Origin of the sequence: Sphingomonas paucimobilis NBRC 13935 (assembly GCF_000739895.2) — a bacterium.
In the GTDB taxonomy this organism is placed as follows: Bacteria; Pseudomonadota; Alphaproteobacteria; order Sphingomonadales; family Sphingomonadaceae; genus Sphingomonas; species Sphingomonas paucimobilis.
The window spans coordinates 94,830-109,210 of the sequence record NZ_BBJS01000050.1; the positions used below are offsets into that span (position 1 = coordinate 94,830).

Genomic DNA, 14,381 nt, shown 5'->3' on the forward strand with positions numbered 1-14,381 from the left:
TTCGCCAAATCGCCCATCCTTCTCGCAAATTCCCCGCGGTCTCAGCGCGGACGGACCGTCACACGGCCGATCAGGCCACTCTCGATATTGCCGAGCCCCGCGACGACCAGCGCGATCGCCCGCTTGCCCTCGCCCGCCGGTAGCGTCGCGGTCAGCGGGCCCGGCTTGGGATCACGCTTTTCCGCGACCAGCTTGCCGTCGACCCACAGGCTGGCCATGCCGCCAATGGACGCAAAGCTCAGCTCGCCACCACGCGCCGCCACCGCCCGACGTGGGGTCAGGACGGTGCGATAGACGCGCCAACCGGCCGCTTCCGGCGGGGTCGGCGTGCCCGCATGGACAAAGGCCCAGCCATTATTGTCGCTGGCCGCCGGGGCCAGATCGGCCGATGGCTTGGTGTCGAACCGGGGCGAGCGCCGCCAGTCGCGCAGATCGGCCTCGGCGGGCATCAACGCGACTTGCGCGCGCGGCGCCACGCCCAGCCGGTCGAGCCGAAGCGTCGCAGGCTTCAGTCCGTCCGCCGTCGCGCGGATCGTGATCCGCCCGCGCCCGGTATCGGGTCGGACGATCATCTGGGCCAGCCCGTTGAACAGCGAGCGCTGGTTGCCCTTTTCCGACTCATGGCTGTTGGGATCGCCATTGCCGACGCCGATGATCGCCCCGCCCTCGATGGTGAAGCGGGTCATCAGATTGGCGGTGGGCACATGCCGGCCCTTGGCGTCTACCGCATCGATGGTGATCGCCTGCGCGTCCTCGGTATCGCCCGCCATCACGGTACGCGCCGGCGTCAGCCGCAGCGCGACCGGCGCGCCGACCGTCTCATGCGCGGCGCGGCCGACCTCGCGGCCGCCGCGATAGGCGATCGCCTCGATCCGGCCGGGCGCGTAGGGGATAGTCCATTCATTGCCCATCAGCCGGTCGACCATGGCCTCGCCCACCGTCTTGCCGTTCAGGCGAAGCACGACGCGCTCGGCGTTGGACAGGACCATGACCTTGGTCGGCTTGCCCTCGCGCCCCGGCCAGCTCCAGTGTGGCGCGATCGCGACGACCGGCTGATCATCGACCCAAGCGGCACGGTGGATGTCGAAGGCGACCTTCGGGAAACCGCACAGATCCATGATGCCGAAGAAGCTGGCGATGGTCGGCCATTCATAGGGCGTCGGCTCGCCATGATAGTCGAAGCCGGTCCACACGAACCCGCCCGCTACATAGGCGCGCTCGGCAATCTTCTTCCACGCGCCGCGATGCGTGTCGCCCCAGCTCGCCGCCTCGATATCATAGCTCGACGCGATGTGCCGCGCCGGATCGCTCTCGAACGCGCCGCGCGTCATGAAGGCGCTGGTGTCCTCGGAGCTGGTCATCGGCTTGGCCGGATTCAGTTGGTGATAGCGGTCGTAATCACCCTGATAATAGTTGAACCCGGTGACATCGACGACCTGCGCGACGTTGACGGGATCGAAGAAGGCCCCGTTCATTGCGGCGGTCACCGGGCGGCTATCGTCCAGCGCGCGCACCCAATGCGCCATGCGCTGCACCATCGCGACGCCGGCGGGCGTACCTTGCATCGGCTCTTCGTTGAACACCGACCACAGGATGACGGAGGGATGATTGCGATCGCGCCGGACCAGCCATTCCAGCTGCGCGCGATATTCAGGCGCCGGATTGAACTGCCGGTTCTCGTTCATGACCAGCAGGCCCAGCCGGTCGCACCAGTCGAGCAATTCCGGCGTCGGCGCATTGTGGCTCGACCGCACCGCGTTGCAGCCCATCGCCTTCAGCCGCTCCAGCCGCCAGCCGATCAGCGCGTCGGGGATCGCGGTGCCGACGCCGGCATGATCCTGATGCAGGCAGACGCCCTTCAGCTTCACAGGGCGGTCGTTGAGGAAAAAGCCCTGCGCGGCGTCGAAACGGAGCGTGCGGAAACCGATCGGCACATGGCGTTCGTCCGCCACCTGCCCGTCGCGTAGCAGGCGTACGTCGAGCGTGTAGAGCGTAGGTCGTTCGACCGACCAGAGCACCGGATCGGGGACGGGCAGGTCGAGGGTCGCCGTGCCTTCATCCAGCGCGGGCACCGTCGCCTGTGCCTGGCCCTGCGCCACCACCCGGCCTTGCGGATCGAGCAATCGGGCCTCGACCGTCACCGCGCTATCGGTCTCAATGATGCTGGTCAGTGTCGCGGTGACGGGGACATGCCAGCCTTTGTCCGTCTTGCGCGGATCACAATGCACGCCGTCGGTCGCGATCGACACCGGCGCGTAATCGCCCAGCCAGACATGGCGGTAGAGGCCGGCGCCCTCATACCACCAGCCCTCCATCGCATTCGCATCGACGCGGACGGCGATGACATTCGCCTCGTCCCCGAAGCGCGCAAATGGCGTCAGGTCGATGCGCACGGCGTTATAGCCGGAGAAATTGTGCGAAACGACGCTGCCATTGACCCAGATGGTCGCGAAGGTTGCGATGCCACCGAATTCCAGCTCGATCCGCCGGCCACGAAGCGCGGGGTCCAGCCGGAAGCTGCGCCGGTACCAGCCGATCCCGCGCGGGCGATAGCCTTGCGCGACATTGGCGGTCTTCACGAAGGGCTGGAAAGAGGCCCAGTCATGCGGCAGGTCGACGGCCTGCCAGTCGCTATCGTCGAAATCGACCGCCGCCGCACCACGGGCGTTGCCGGCCTTGACCGACAGATAGGTCGCATTGTGCGTGTCAAGCGGGGTGGGCTCGACATCGCCCTCATGGAACAGCCAGCCGCGATCCATCAGGACGCGTGCGGCGTCCTGCACCGGCAGAGCGGCGGGAAGCCGATCGGTCGGGGCCGGCATGGGAAGCGCGCCGGCACCATCCGCCGGGCGGCGATCGGCGGCGAAGAGCGGGACGGACGGAATCCCGCCCACCAGCCCCACCACCGCGCTGCCCAGCAACAGGTCCCGACGCGCAACCGTCATGCCGCGATCCGCGTGTCGACGGGCTTGAGGCGTGCGTCGAGCACCACCCAGTCGGCGCGCAGGCCGGCAACCAGCGCGCCGCGCTCATGGGCGAGGCCCAGAAACGCCGCCGGATGGGTCGCCGCCATCGCCGCCGCCTGATCGACGGTGATACGCAACTGCTCGACCGCATTGGCGACCGCCGACCCCATATCGAGGTCGGAGCCCGCCAGCGTGCCATCGGCATAGGTGCACTTGCCGCCCGACACGTCGATATGGCGGCCGTGCAGGACAAAGTCTTTCTCCACCGCGCCGACCGACGACATGGCATCGGTGACCAGCATCAGCTTGTCGAACGGCCGCGCCTTCAGCGCCAGGCGCAGCATCGGCGCGGAGACGTGGAAGCCGTCGATGATGAGCCCGCTATAGGGACGTGGATCGTCGAGCGTCGCGCCCGCCAGCCCCGGCACGCGCTGCTGCATCGCCGGCATGGCGTTGTAGAGGTGCGTGATGCCGATCAGCCCGACATCGAACGCCGCCATCGCCTGTTCGTAGCTGGCCTCGCTATGCCCCGCGCTGACCAACACGCCCGCATCGACAAGGCGCTTGATCGTCGCGACCGGCACGCGCTCGGGCGCGACGGTCAGCATGACCTTGCCCTTGCGCGGGCGGGTCAGGACGGCGATCATCTCCTCGTCCAGATCGCGGAAGCGCGTCGGGTCGTGGATGCCTTTGCGCGCCGGATTGAGGACGGGCCCTTCGACATGGATGCCGACGATGCCGGGCACCTTCGCCTCGATCGCCTCGTCGATCGCGTCGAGCGCGCGGGCGATCTTGTCGGGGGTCTCGCTGACCAAAGTCGGCAGCATCGCGGTGGTGCCATAGGCGGCATGCGCCGCCGCCATGGTCGCAATGCCCTCCACGTCGAGCCGATCGTTGAACAGCACGCCGCCGCCGCCATTGACCTGCGTATCGATATAGCCGGGGACGACCCAGCCGCCGTTCAGATCGATCGTGTCAGCCGAACCCTCGACCGCGCCGATCGACGCGATACGGTCGCCGTCGACGACGATCTCCGCACCGGGCAGGACGCCGCCCGAGGTCGCGACATGGCCGTTGACGAAGCGGAAACGGGTCATAGCGTGCGGGTCACTTTCTGAAGATGCGGCGGCGAGTCAGGGTCCATGCCACGGGCGAGTGCCAGCGCCTCGACCATGCGGTAGAAGCTGGCGAGCATCGAAATCGGCTCCAGCGCGGGGTGGCCGGCGACCATGGGCAGCACACCACCCTGCCCCGCGACGAACGGCTTGGCCCCGCGCGCCGCGAACTGATCGGCGACGGCCTTCACATCCTCGCCCGCCACGTCGGAGGTGGCGAAACCCAGCACCGAATAGCCGGGCTCGACGATGCGCATCGGGCCGTGGCGCACTTCGGCGGCGCTGAACGGCTCGGCCTGGATCGAGCAGGTTTCCTTCAGCTTCAGCGCGGCTTCCTGCGCCACGCCATAGCCGTAACCGCGACCCAGCACGAACATCTGGCTGACGTCCCGGAACGCTTCGACCGCAGGCGACCAGTCGAGGCCCAACGCCTGTTCCACCTGAGCGGGCAGATCGGCCAGCGCGGCTTCCAGCGTTTCGTCACCGGCCCAGGCGGCGGCAAGTTGCGCCAAGCCCGCCAGCGCAGTCAGGCAGGACTTGGTGGCGGCGACGGCGCGCTCTGGGCCCGCCGACAGCGGCAGGAAGGTGTCGGCACCGGTCGCCAGCGGAGACTCCTCGTCATTGACGAGCGCGACGATATGCGCGCCGCCCGCGCGGTACGCCTCGACCGTCGCCAGCAGGTCCGGGCTGCGGCCCGATTGCGAGATGGCGATGACCAGCGCCCCCTGCACCTTCATCGGCGTCTCGAAGATCGACGCGACCGAGGGAGCGGCCGACGAGACCGGCACGCCGGTCTTGGTCTCCAGGATATATTTGCCATAGGTCGCGGCGTGATCCGACGACCCACGGGCGATGGTGATGATCACCGGCGGCGGGGACGCGCGCAGCCGCTCGGCCAGCGCCTTGACGGTCGGCGCATTGCGAGCCAGCAACCGGGCGATCGCCGCTGGCGCCTCCCCGGCTTCCGCACCCATCAGGGTGCCGGTCCCCGCCTGGCCGGCGGTCATCACATCAGACATCGGTTAACTCCGCGACGAAATCATAGGCATCGCCGCGATAGAAGGACTGGGTATATTCCACCGCCCGTCCATCGCGTAGAAATCCGCGCCGCTCGATCAACAGGCCGGCATGGCCCGGATCGACGTCCAGCATCTTGGCATGATCCGCCCCGAACGGCACCGCGCGCAGCCGCTGGAGCGCGCGCACCGGGCGATTGCCGGTGCGCTCCAGCGCGGCATAGAGCGAGCGATCCACCGCCTCGACCGAGGGGAGCGCGAAGCCGGCGATGGTCGAAATCTCGATCGCCATCGGCACGTCATCGGCATAGCGAACGCGCTGGAAGCGATAGACGGCCGCGCCCGGCGACAGGCCCAGCGACAGCGCCTCCTCGGGCGTGACCATGCCCGGCGCGCGGCTGACCCATTCGCTGCTGGGCGTCCGACCGCGCGCGATCATGTCTTCGGAGAAGGAGGACAGCTTGGAGAAGCTCTTCTCGACGCGTCCCGCGACGAAGGTGCCCGCCCCGCGCCGGCGGGTCAGCAGACCTTCTTCGACCAGGCCGCCAATCGCCTTGCGCACGGTGATCCGCGACACGTCATATTCGATCGCCAGATCGCGCTCGGCGGGGATCGCATCATCCTCGGCCAGCACATTGTTGGTGATGGCGTCGCGCAACAATTGCTGCAGCTGCAGGTACAGCGGCGCCGGATTACCCTTCCGGAAAGAACCGACCTGCGCCGAGAATGTCATGGCCGCGCCATCCCCCTTTGCCCGGACCTCGTTCATGCCGCGCCCCGCTTCGCATCAAGGCTTATCGCAGCCCAACCACGGGAGCAATAGGTATTATATTTGGCATACATTGGGATTTATTTCCTCTCTATGGCCTGACGCAAGCCCGCCACTCTCTCCACACTGGTCCTCCGCCTTGGGCCGCTGGCAAAGCCCATCGCGGTGATCCGCTCATCGCCCCAATCTTCGCGAATGCTCGCCGAGGCATGGACCGCATCCACCCCGGTCCGAGCGATCAGGGCGGCGGCATTGTCCGCCGAGACGCCCGATCCGGCAATGATCGCAATCCGCCCTTTCGCCGCCGCGACCATCGCTGCGATGACATCGGCACCAGCCTCGGCCGTCGCCGCACCGCCCGAGGTCAGGATGTGATCATAGCCCAGCCGCACCGCCTGCTCGACCGCCGCGACTGGATCGGCGACCAGGTCGATGGCGCGGTGAAGAACGATCGCGACATCGCGCGCCGCGTCCCGCCACCGTGCCAGGGTATCGAGGTCCAAGGTCCGATCATCGGCCATCGCACCGACCACCACACCGGCCGCGCCCCATTCCACCATGCGACCAATTTCCTCGGTCGCCAGTGATATATCCTGCACATCATATCGAAAGTCGCCGTCGCGCGGCCGGACCATGGCATGCACCGGAACGCCCGATGCCACCGCCTTCGCCACCAGCGCCGCCGATGGCGTCAGCCCGCCCAGTGCCAGCGCGCCGCACAGCTCGATTCGGTCGGCGCCCCCCGCAACCACCGCTGCCACGCCTTCGGCATCGTCGATGCATATTTCGAGCAATGGCCGAACTGTGGGCTTCGACGATATTGTCATGTCCATCCCCCGCATTTCGTCCCAATTTGATCCAGCATCCGGCCCCGGACCCATCAGGAAGTCCGCTATTTAAGCAGCAACCAAGGCCGGGGGCCAGCCTAATGGTCTCATGACAGCATGATGACGTTTTTCCCGTTTGCAGACCAATGTCAGTTTGGTTACAAGTTGGTAGTCCGGGCATATGATATAAAAAGCTCGTCCGGGGAGGATCCACCGAACTCCCCGCCGTGGAACACGACCATCTCGCGTGGTGGCGCGATCGGATTTGGGGGGATTTTCGACATGTTGAGCTTTCGCAGCATGATCCTGACGGCGACCGCGCTCGCCGGACTTCAAGGCACCGCCTTCGCACAGACCAGCAACCAGCAGGCGCCGACGCAGACCGCCGCCGGCAGCGACAGTGCCGATGACAATGGCGACATCGTCGTCACCGGCTTTCGCCAGAGCCTTCGCAACGCCATCAACGTCAAGCGCGAGGCCAATGCCGTCGTCGACGTGATCACCGCCGAGGACGTGGGCAAGTTCCCCGACCGCAACGTTGCGGAATCGCTGTCGCACATCCCGGGCGTCAGCATCGACCGCCGTTTCGGCGAAGGCGAAAAGGTCGCCATCCTGGGTACCGACCCCGCGCTGAACCGCATGCTGCTCGACGGCCATGCGCTCGCCTCGGCCGATTGGGGCGGCAACGACAACGACCCGTCGAGCCGTACCTTCAACTATTCGCTGCTGGCCCCCGAACTGGTCGACCGCCTCGAGGTCTACAAGTCGCCGGAACCGCGCATCGAGGAAGGCAGCCTGGGCGGCACGGTCATCGTGCGCACCCGTCGTCCGCTCGACCTCGACCCCAATTCGGTCTTCGCCTCGGGCGGCTACACGTACAATGACCGCTCCGAGAAGGGGAATATCCGCGGATCGGGCCTGTATAGCTGGCACAACGAAGCCGACAATTTCGGTTTCCTGGTCGCCGCCACCTATGACAAGCAGAACCTGACCCGCGCCGGCGTCGAGTTCTTCGGCTATCAGAGCGGTGCTGACTTCTTCCAGAAGGACGCCAATGGCAATGTCGTGCGCGATGCCTCGGGCCAGGGCGTGCTGCGCAACCCGAACGCCACCGTCACCGGCGGTACCAAGAACGACCTGATCAACGCGGTCGCGCCGTTCGGCATCAACTATGCCTATTTCCAGCAGACCCGCGAGCGCGCCAGCGTGTCGGGCACCGTGCAGTATCGCCCGGCCCCGAACCTGACGCTGACCCTGAACGGGCTGCACATCGACGGCAACTACAACAATTACAGCCAGTCGATGTATACCATCCCGGTCGCCTGGACCGGCAGCGTGCTGCAGACCGCCAATGTCGCCAATGGCGTCGTCAACTCGGCCAGCTTCGCCGCCGCACCGAACCAGTCGGCGCAGCTCGACACGCTGGTCCGCCGCACCAAGCTGAAGACCGACAATCTGAACTTCTTCGCCGATTGGGAAGGCGATGACGGCGCGAAGATCAGCTTCGCGGGCGGCTGGTCGAAGGCGACCGGCGGGCGCAATCCCGAATATCTGTTCAACGTGCAGACCAAGCTGCCGTTCAACTATGCCTTCACCCCGACCTCGGCGACGGTGAACTTCACGGGCGACCTGACCAACCCGGCGAATTACTTCACCAACCCGAACAACAACCCCGCCCAGATCGAAGGCCGTCCGGTCATCATCAACGGCCAGCGGTTGAACGGCGCGCAGATCGGTGGCCTGGATTACAGTGTCACCACCGACCGCGATATCTATGGCGGCTATGATGCGACGATCCCGGTCGAATTCGGTCCGTTCAAGCAGATCCTGCTGGGCAGCCGCGTGACCGACCACGTCAACCGCGTCGATGCGCGTGGCATCAACACCTACAAGACCAGCTCGCAGACCGCGAACCAGCTCGGCGTTCCCACGCTCGTCACGCCCGGCGGCGTGTTCGACGGCAGCGGCGGCATGGGCAATGCGACCCAGTATCTGAACCTGCCCGAGCAGTCGGTGATCGACATCCTGGCGAATTCGATCAACAGCCCGCTGGTCAACAAGGTCGGTGCCTCGACCAAGGTGCGCGAGACGGTCATCGCGTCCTATGTCCAGGCCAATTTCGACGAAGGCGGCCTGCGCGGCAATATTGGCGGTCGTCTGGTCTATACCCGCGACAAGTCGAACTATGCGCTGACGCTGTCCAACACGGTCAACCCGGTGCCGGTGCCCACCACCACCTCGACCGACTATCTGAAGTTCCTGCCCAGCGTGAACATCGCCTATTCGATCACGCCCGAGGTCCTGGTGCGTGGCTCGGTAGCGCGCGTGATCTCGCGTCCGCGCTATCAGGATCTGGCGGCCGCGACCTCGCTCAACGACGTCACGCTCGATGGCGGCGGCGGCAACCCGAACCTGAAGCCCTATGAGTCGACCAACTACGAACTGACGGCGGAATGGTATCCGCGCGCCGGCTCGCTGATCGCGGTCGAACTCTTCCGTCGTGACATCTCGAACTACATCATCAACACCCGCACCGATGCGGTGTTTTTCAACGCACTGCAGAACCGCCTGACGACCTACAACGTCAATCAGCCGATCAATGGCGGCAAGGCGAAGGTCAACGGCGCACTGGTGTCGGGCCAGACCGAAATCTGGGGCGGCTTCGGCATCCAGGCCAACTATTCGTACCAGGACAGCTCGACCTCGTCGGTCGACTCGAGCGGTGCGGAACTGAACCTGCCCTATCTGTCGAAGCACACCGTCAACGTGATCCCCTATTTCGAAAGCGGGATCTTCCAGGCGCGCTTGAGCTACAATTACCGCTCGAGCTATTTCCGCACGATCGGTCGCCTGAATTCGCGCGAAATGGTGGCGCCGTACAGCCAGCTCGACTTCTCGGCGGGTGTGAACCTGACCAAGGAGATCACGCTGACCGTCAATGCGCAGAACCTGCTCGACGAGACCTATTACCAGTATAACGCGACCCGCGACCGTCCGACCGCCTTCTACAAGAATGGCCGGACCTATGCGGCGTCGGTGGCGGTGCGCTTCTAAGAAAAGCGCTGTTCCACAATTGCTTGAAGAAGCCCGTCGGTCACCGGACCGGCGGGCTTTTTCATGGGCGTGACTTGAAGGAGTCATCGAAATGCTGCGCGTCTGTCACCGATCTGCGACGTGGACGTAACAGATGACAGGCATGACAGGCACAACGCCAAGCGTGGGGAACGCCGATGCCGATGACCAGCATTCCGATGGATGGTTCGCTGCACGAAGACGCCGCCATCCTGGATTTCGTGCCGCGCGCACCCACGACCCCGGAGCCCGAGGGTCATGAGCGGCGTCGGTATCGCACCATCTGGATTTCCGACGTCCATCTCGGCACGCGCGGCTGCAACGCCGAGATGCTGATCGACTTTCTCGACCATGTCGACAGCGAGACCATGTATCTGGTCGGCGACATGATCGATGGCTGGCGGCTGAAGAAGAAATTCTACTGGCCCGCTGCGCATAACGACGTGGTCTGGCGGCTGCTGAAGCGCGCCAAGCGGGGTACCCGCGTCGTTTACATCCCCGGCAATCACGACGAGATCTTCCGCCAGTTCACCGGCATGGATTTCGGCGGCATTGCCATCTGCCGCAAGGCGATCCACGAGACCGCCGATGGCCGCCGCCTGCTGATCCTGCACGGTGACGAGTTCGACGCGATTACGCTGGCGCATCGCTGGCTCGCCCATGTCGGCGACTTCGCCTATACCGCGCTGATGGAAGTGAACCGCTGGGTGAACATCGTCCGGCGGTGGATGAAGCGCCCCTATTGGTCGCTGTCCAAGCATGCCAAGGCCAAGGTGAAGAACGCCGTCGCCTTCATCTCGCATTTCGAGGAAGTTGTAGCCCATGCGGCGGGCGCGCGCGGCGTGGACGGCGTGGTGTGCGGCCATATCCACACCGCCGAAATCCGTGAGATCGGCGGCGTCACCTATTATAATGACGGCGATTGGGTGGAGGGCTGCACCGCGCTGGTCGAGCATTTCGACGGGACGATGGAGATCCTGCACTGGGCCGATGAGATGGAGGCGCGCCGCCGCCGTCCCGTCGACACGGCAGCGGCCATCGCCGCCTGACGAACGGAGTTTAGCGGATGCGGATCGCGATCGTCACCGATGCCTGGACGCCGCAGGTCAATGGCGTCGTCCGTACGCTACAATCGGTGACGGCCGAGTTGCGCGCGATGGGGCATGAGCTGTGCGTCATCGCGCCCGATCTCTATGCCTCGGTCCCCTGCCCCACTTATCCGGAAATCCGCCTGGCGCTGCCGGCACCGGGCAAGGTCGGGCGGACGCTGGGGGCGTTCCTGCCCGATGCCGTCCATATCGCCACGGAAGGGCCGCTGGGCCTGCTCGCAAGGCGCTGGTGCCTGGCGCAGGGCCTGCCCTTCACCACCGCCTATCACACCCAGTTTCCCGAATATGTCGCGGCGCGGGTGCGGGCGATCAGCCCCGAATTCGTGTGGCGCTATGTCCGCTGGTTCCACGCGCCCTCGGCCGCGATCCTGGCCTCCACCCCTAGCGTCGCGGCGACGCTCGCCGCACATGACCTGCCGCAAAGCCGGCATTGGGGGCGCGGCGTCGATACCGCGCTGTTCCGTGCCGAGGGACCGCGCGACGCGTTCGTCTCGGCGCTGCCGGGCCCGGTCCAGCTCTATGCCGGACGGGTCGCGGTCGAAAAGAACATCGCCACCTTCCTTGCCACCGAGACGCCGGGCAGCAAGGTCGTCGTCGGAGATGGTCCCGCCCGTGCCAGCCTGGCGGCGCAATATCCCGATGTGCATTTCCTGGGCGCCAAGTTCGGCGAGGATCTGGCGGCGATCTACCGCGCGGCCGATGTCTTCGTCTTCCCCAGCCGTACCGACACCTTCGGCCTGGTGATGATCGAGGCGCTGGCCTGCGGCACGCCGGTCGCCGCCCTGCCGGTCCAGGGGCCGCTCGACGTCCTCGCGCCCGAAGTCGGGGTGATGGACGAGGCGCTGGATCGCGCGATCAAGGGTGCGCTGACACTCGATCGGCAGACTTGCGCGGATTACGGTCAGGGCTTTTCCTGGCGCGCGAGTGCGGAACAGTTCCTGTCGGCGCTCGCCCCCATCGAGCGGAACCTGCGCGTAGCGGCTTGATCCCCATTCCTCCCCGCAAGGGGTGGGGACCATGCGAAGCATAATAGAGGGGTGTCACCGGTCGTGAGGACAGGAAGCGCTCGCCTATGATGCCCCCCATGTCGGGCCTGCGGCCTGCCACCTCCCTTTTTTGGGGAGGATGAGGATGGCACCTGCCCCCCGCCCCAGGAAACCGTAAAATCACCTGTAAAACCCGTTTAACGGGTTGAACCGCCCTTACCCCCCATGTCATGCTGCGGCTCGCGCGATTCGTGGTGGCCTGGCCTCACCGGTCGCTGATCTGCCGGCCGTGCCGCCCGTCGCCATGGCCACTCCAACCGCTGCACCCGAAAGGTCCCCGATTGGACATCGTCACGCTCAGCCTGTTTCTCCTGCTCGCCGTGGTATTGAGCGGCATCGTCTCTCGCATGCTGCCCGCCGCCCTGCCCCGCCCGCTCGTGCAGATCGCGCTGGGTGCGGTGATCGGCGGGATCGCCCAGATCCGCGTCGAACTGGATCCGGAAATCTTCTTCCTGCTGTTCGTCCCGCCGCTCCTGTTCTTGGACGGCTGGCGTATTCCCAAGGACGAACTGTTTCGCGACGCGGGCGCAGTGCTGGGACTGGCGCTGGGGCTGGTGTTCCTGACGGTGCTGGGCATGGGGCTGTTCATCCATTGGATGATTCCGGCCGTCCCCTATGCGGTGGCCTTTGCCCTCGCTGCCGTGGTGTCGCCCACCGATCCGATCGCGGTGTCCGCCATTGCGCAAAAGGCCCCGATCCCCAAGCGCATGATGCATATATTGGAGGGGGAGTCGCTGCTCAACGACGCCTCGGGCCTGGTCTGCCTGCGCTTCGCGGTGGCGGCGGCGCTGACGGGCGCGTTTTCGCTGACCTCGGCCTCGCTGACGTTCCTCTGGATGGCTGTGTCGGGCGTGGGTCTGGGCGTCGCCATCGCCTGGGGCACGATCAACGCCAAGAACATCTTCGCGCGCCGCTTCGGCGATGACAGCGGGTCGAACATCCTCGTCAGCCTGCTGATCCCCTTTGCCGCCTATATGGTCGCCGAGCATGTCGAAAGCTCGGGCGTGCTGGCGGCGGCGGCGGCGGGCATCGCCATGTCCTTCACCAACGTCTCGTCCGGCGCCAAGGCGGCCACCCGCATCCGTCGCCAGGCGGTGTGGGACATGCTGCAATTCACGCTGAACGGCATCATCTTCGTGCTGCTGGGCGAGCAGTTGCCGCAGGTGTTCGCCGGCGCGCGCGATACGGTGATGCTGACCGGGCATGCCAGCGTCTGGTGGCTGGGCCTGTATGTCGCCGCGATCATCGTCGGGCTGGCGGTGCTGCGCTTCGTCTGGACCTGGGTGGCGCTGCGCCTGACCCTGTTCCGTCAGCGCAACGATCCCAAGCGGACCAGCCCGCCCCGCCGGGTCATCACCGCCATGTCGGTCGCGGGCGCGCGGGGTGCGATCACGCTGGCCGGTGCGCTTACCCTGCCGCTGACGCTGAATGACGGCTCGCCTTTTCCCGCGCGCGATCTCGTCATCTTCCTGGCCTGCGGTGTCATCCTGTTCTCGCTGGTGATCGCCAGCCTGACGCTGCCGCTGCTGCTGCGCGGTCTGGAATTGCCGCTTGAGGATGCGAACAACGAACTGGACCGCACGCGCGTCGCCGCCGCCAAGGCCGCCATCGCCGAACTGGAACGGCTCCAGCACGAAATGGCCGAGGGACGCGACGATGCCGACCAATATGTCGAGATCGCGTCGCGCCTGATGGATGGCTATCGCAGCCGCATCGACACGCTGGAGGGGGATTCCGACCCTGACGAGGCGCGGCGGATGGAGGCGCTGGAGCGCAAGATGCGGCTGGCCGCGATCCGTGCCGAGCGGCGTGTGGTGTTCGACCTGCTCAACGCGCGCGTCATCGGCTCCGAAACCGCCAGCAAGCTGGGTCGCGAACTCGATCTGCTCGACACCCGCCTGTCCGCCCAGACCTAATCGGCCGATAATTCCGTATCTTACCCGTTGCGCGGGTCGTGAAATTATCGTGCCTCGTGCGCGGGGCGGCACACTGCCTGAATTGCGGCGCCGAACTGCTGGGCCATTATTGCCATGCCTGCTGACGGTCGCCATGGTTTTGTGGAAGCGGGCGGCGCATCTGCCGGGGGGTTGCGCTCCTGATGCTCGTCTTCCCCGTGCATCTGTTCCAGCAGGTGCGCGGCGCCTATGTGCTGGGTCCGGCGGTGGCGCTGGTCATGACGCTGGCGATTCTGGTCATGGCGACGGTGGCGCTGATGCTCTGGATCGTCGCGCTGCTGGCCCTGGGCATGGCGCATTGAGGCGCCAATCCATTGCAATGACGCAACCCTGAAGCCGACGCGCAAAAAGGGTGGACGCCCCCGATCCACCTCGCCATGATACCAAAACATATCATGAGAATACCGGCGAACGATAAGCCGGTGGATTTGGGGGTATAGGGTGGCGAGGAAGAGCCTGACACGACGGGGGATTTGTCCTTCTGGCGTCGTTCGCCCCATTCCCGG

General features: G+C 65.9%; 10 protein-coding genes. 5 read left to right on the plus strand and 5 right to left on the minus strand.

The annotated features are described in order from the left end of the window. Positions 1–41 precede the first annotated feature (41 nt). From galA to SP6_RS15820, 5 genes are all read right to left on the minus strand, one after another. On the minus strand, positions 42–2,945 hold the full coding sequence (galA, locus tag SP6_RS15800) for a beta-galactosidase GalA (RefSeq protein ID WP_007403950.1): 2,904 nt from the start codon (positions 2,943–2,945) through the stop codon (positions 42–44). Then, positions 2,942–4,063, minus strand: coding sequence for an N-acetylglucosamine-6-phosphate deacetylase (gene nagA / locus SP6_RS15805; protein WP_007404177.1), 1,122 nt, complete (start codon positions 4,061–4,063; stop codon positions 2,942–2,944). The genes galA and nagA overlap by 4 nt, the downstream gene beginning before the upstream one ends. Then, positions 4,060–5,100, minus strand: coding sequence for an SIS domain-containing protein (locus tag SP6_RS15810; RefSeq protein ID WP_037567983.1), 1,041 nt, complete (start codon positions 5,098–5,100; stop codon positions 4,060–4,062). Before SP6_RS15810 ends, nagA begins: the two co-directional genes overlap by 4 nt. After that, positions 5,093–5,830 (minus strand): GntR family transcriptional regulator, encoded by a 738-nt coding sequence (locus tag SP6_RS15815; protein WP_007404101.1) that lies wholly within the window; start codon positions 5,828–5,830, stop codon positions 5,093–5,095. Before SP6_RS15815 ends, SP6_RS15810 begins: the two co-directional genes overlap by 8 nt. Positions 5,831–5,946: 116 nt before the next feature. Then, positions 5,947–6,693, minus strand: a complete 747-nt coding sequence (locus SP6_RS15820) for a copper homeostasis protein CutC (protein WP_113667687.1) — start codon at positions 6,691–6,693, stop codon at positions 5,947–5,949. Positions 6,694–6,975: 282 nt separating this feature from the next. Between SP6_RS15820 and SP6_RS15825 the strand changes: the two genes are divergently transcribed. From SP6_RS15825 to SP6_RS21055, 5 genes are all read left to right on the plus strand, one after another. Then, positions 6,976–9,747, plus strand: coding sequence for a TonB-dependent receptor (locus SP6_RS15825; protein ID WP_037567988.1), 2,772 nt, complete (start codon positions 6,976–6,978; stop codon positions 9,745–9,747). Between the two features lie 176 nt (positions 9,748–9,923). Then, entirely contained in the window at positions 9,924–10,814 is an 891-nt protein-coding gene (locus tag SP6_RS15830; RefSeq protein WP_007404221.1) for a UDP-2,3-diacylglucosamine diphosphatase, read from the plus strand. A gap of 17 nt (positions 10,815–10,831) precedes the next feature. Continuing rightward, positions 10,832–11,860 carry a glycosyltransferase family 4 protein gene (locus SP6_RS15835; protein ID WP_007404169.1) on the plus strand — a complete coding sequence of 343 codons (1,029 nt, stop codon included), beginning with the start codon at positions 10,832–10,834 and terminating at the stop codon, positions 11,858–11,860. A gap of 341 nt (positions 11,861–12,201) precedes the next feature. After that, positions 12,202–13,836 (plus strand): Na+/H+ antiporter, encoded by a 1,635-nt coding sequence (locus tag SP6_RS15840; RefSeq protein WP_007404095.1) that lies wholly within the window; start codon positions 12,202–12,204, stop codon positions 13,834–13,836. Between the two features lie 182 nt (positions 13,837–14,018). After that, a complete protein-coding gene (locus SP6_RS21055) occupies positions 14,019–14,177 on the plus strand; it encodes a hypothetical protein (RefSeq protein WP_156146125.1) in 159 nt (52 codons plus the stop codon). Positions 14,178–14,381: the final 204 nt, after the last annotated feature.

Excerpts from the sequence above, each read along its gene's own strand:
- galA (WP_007403950.1), bottom strand. The coding sequence starts at position 2,945 with ATGACGGTTGCGCGTCGGGACCTGTTGCTGGGCAGCGCGGTGGTGGGG.
- nagA (WP_007404177.1), bottom strand. The coding sequence starts at position 4,063 with ATGACCCGTTTCCGCTTCGTCAACGGCCATGTCGCGACCTCGGGCGGC.
- SP6_RS15810 (WP_037567983.1), bottom strand. The coding sequence starts at position 5,100 with ATGTCTGATGTGATGACCGCCGGCCAGGCGGGGACCGGCACCCTGATG.
- SP6_RS15815 (WP_007404101.1), bottom strand. The coding sequence starts at position 5,830 with ATGACATTCTCGGCGCAGGTCGGTTCTTTCCGGAAGGGTAATCCGGCG.
- SP6_RS15820 (WP_113667687.1), bottom strand. The coding sequence starts at position 6,693 with ATGACAATATCGTCGAAGCCCACAGTTCGGCCATTGCTCGAAATATGC.
- SP6_RS15825 (WP_037567988.1), top strand. The coding sequence starts at position 6,976 with ATGTTGAGCTTTCGCAGCATGATCCTGACGGCGACCGCGCTCGCCGGA.
- SP6_RS15830 (WP_007404221.1), top strand. The coding sequence starts at position 9,924 with ATGCCGATGACCAGCATTCCGATGGATGGTTCGCTGCACGAAGACGCC.
- SP6_RS15835 (WP_007404169.1), top strand. The coding sequence starts at position 10,832 with ATGCGGATCGCGATCGTCACCGATGCCTGGACGCCGCAGGTCAATGGC.
- SP6_RS21055 (WP_156146125.1), top strand. The coding sequence starts at position 14,019 with ATGCTCGTCTTCCCCGTGCATCTGTTCCAGCAGGTGCGCGGCGCCTAT.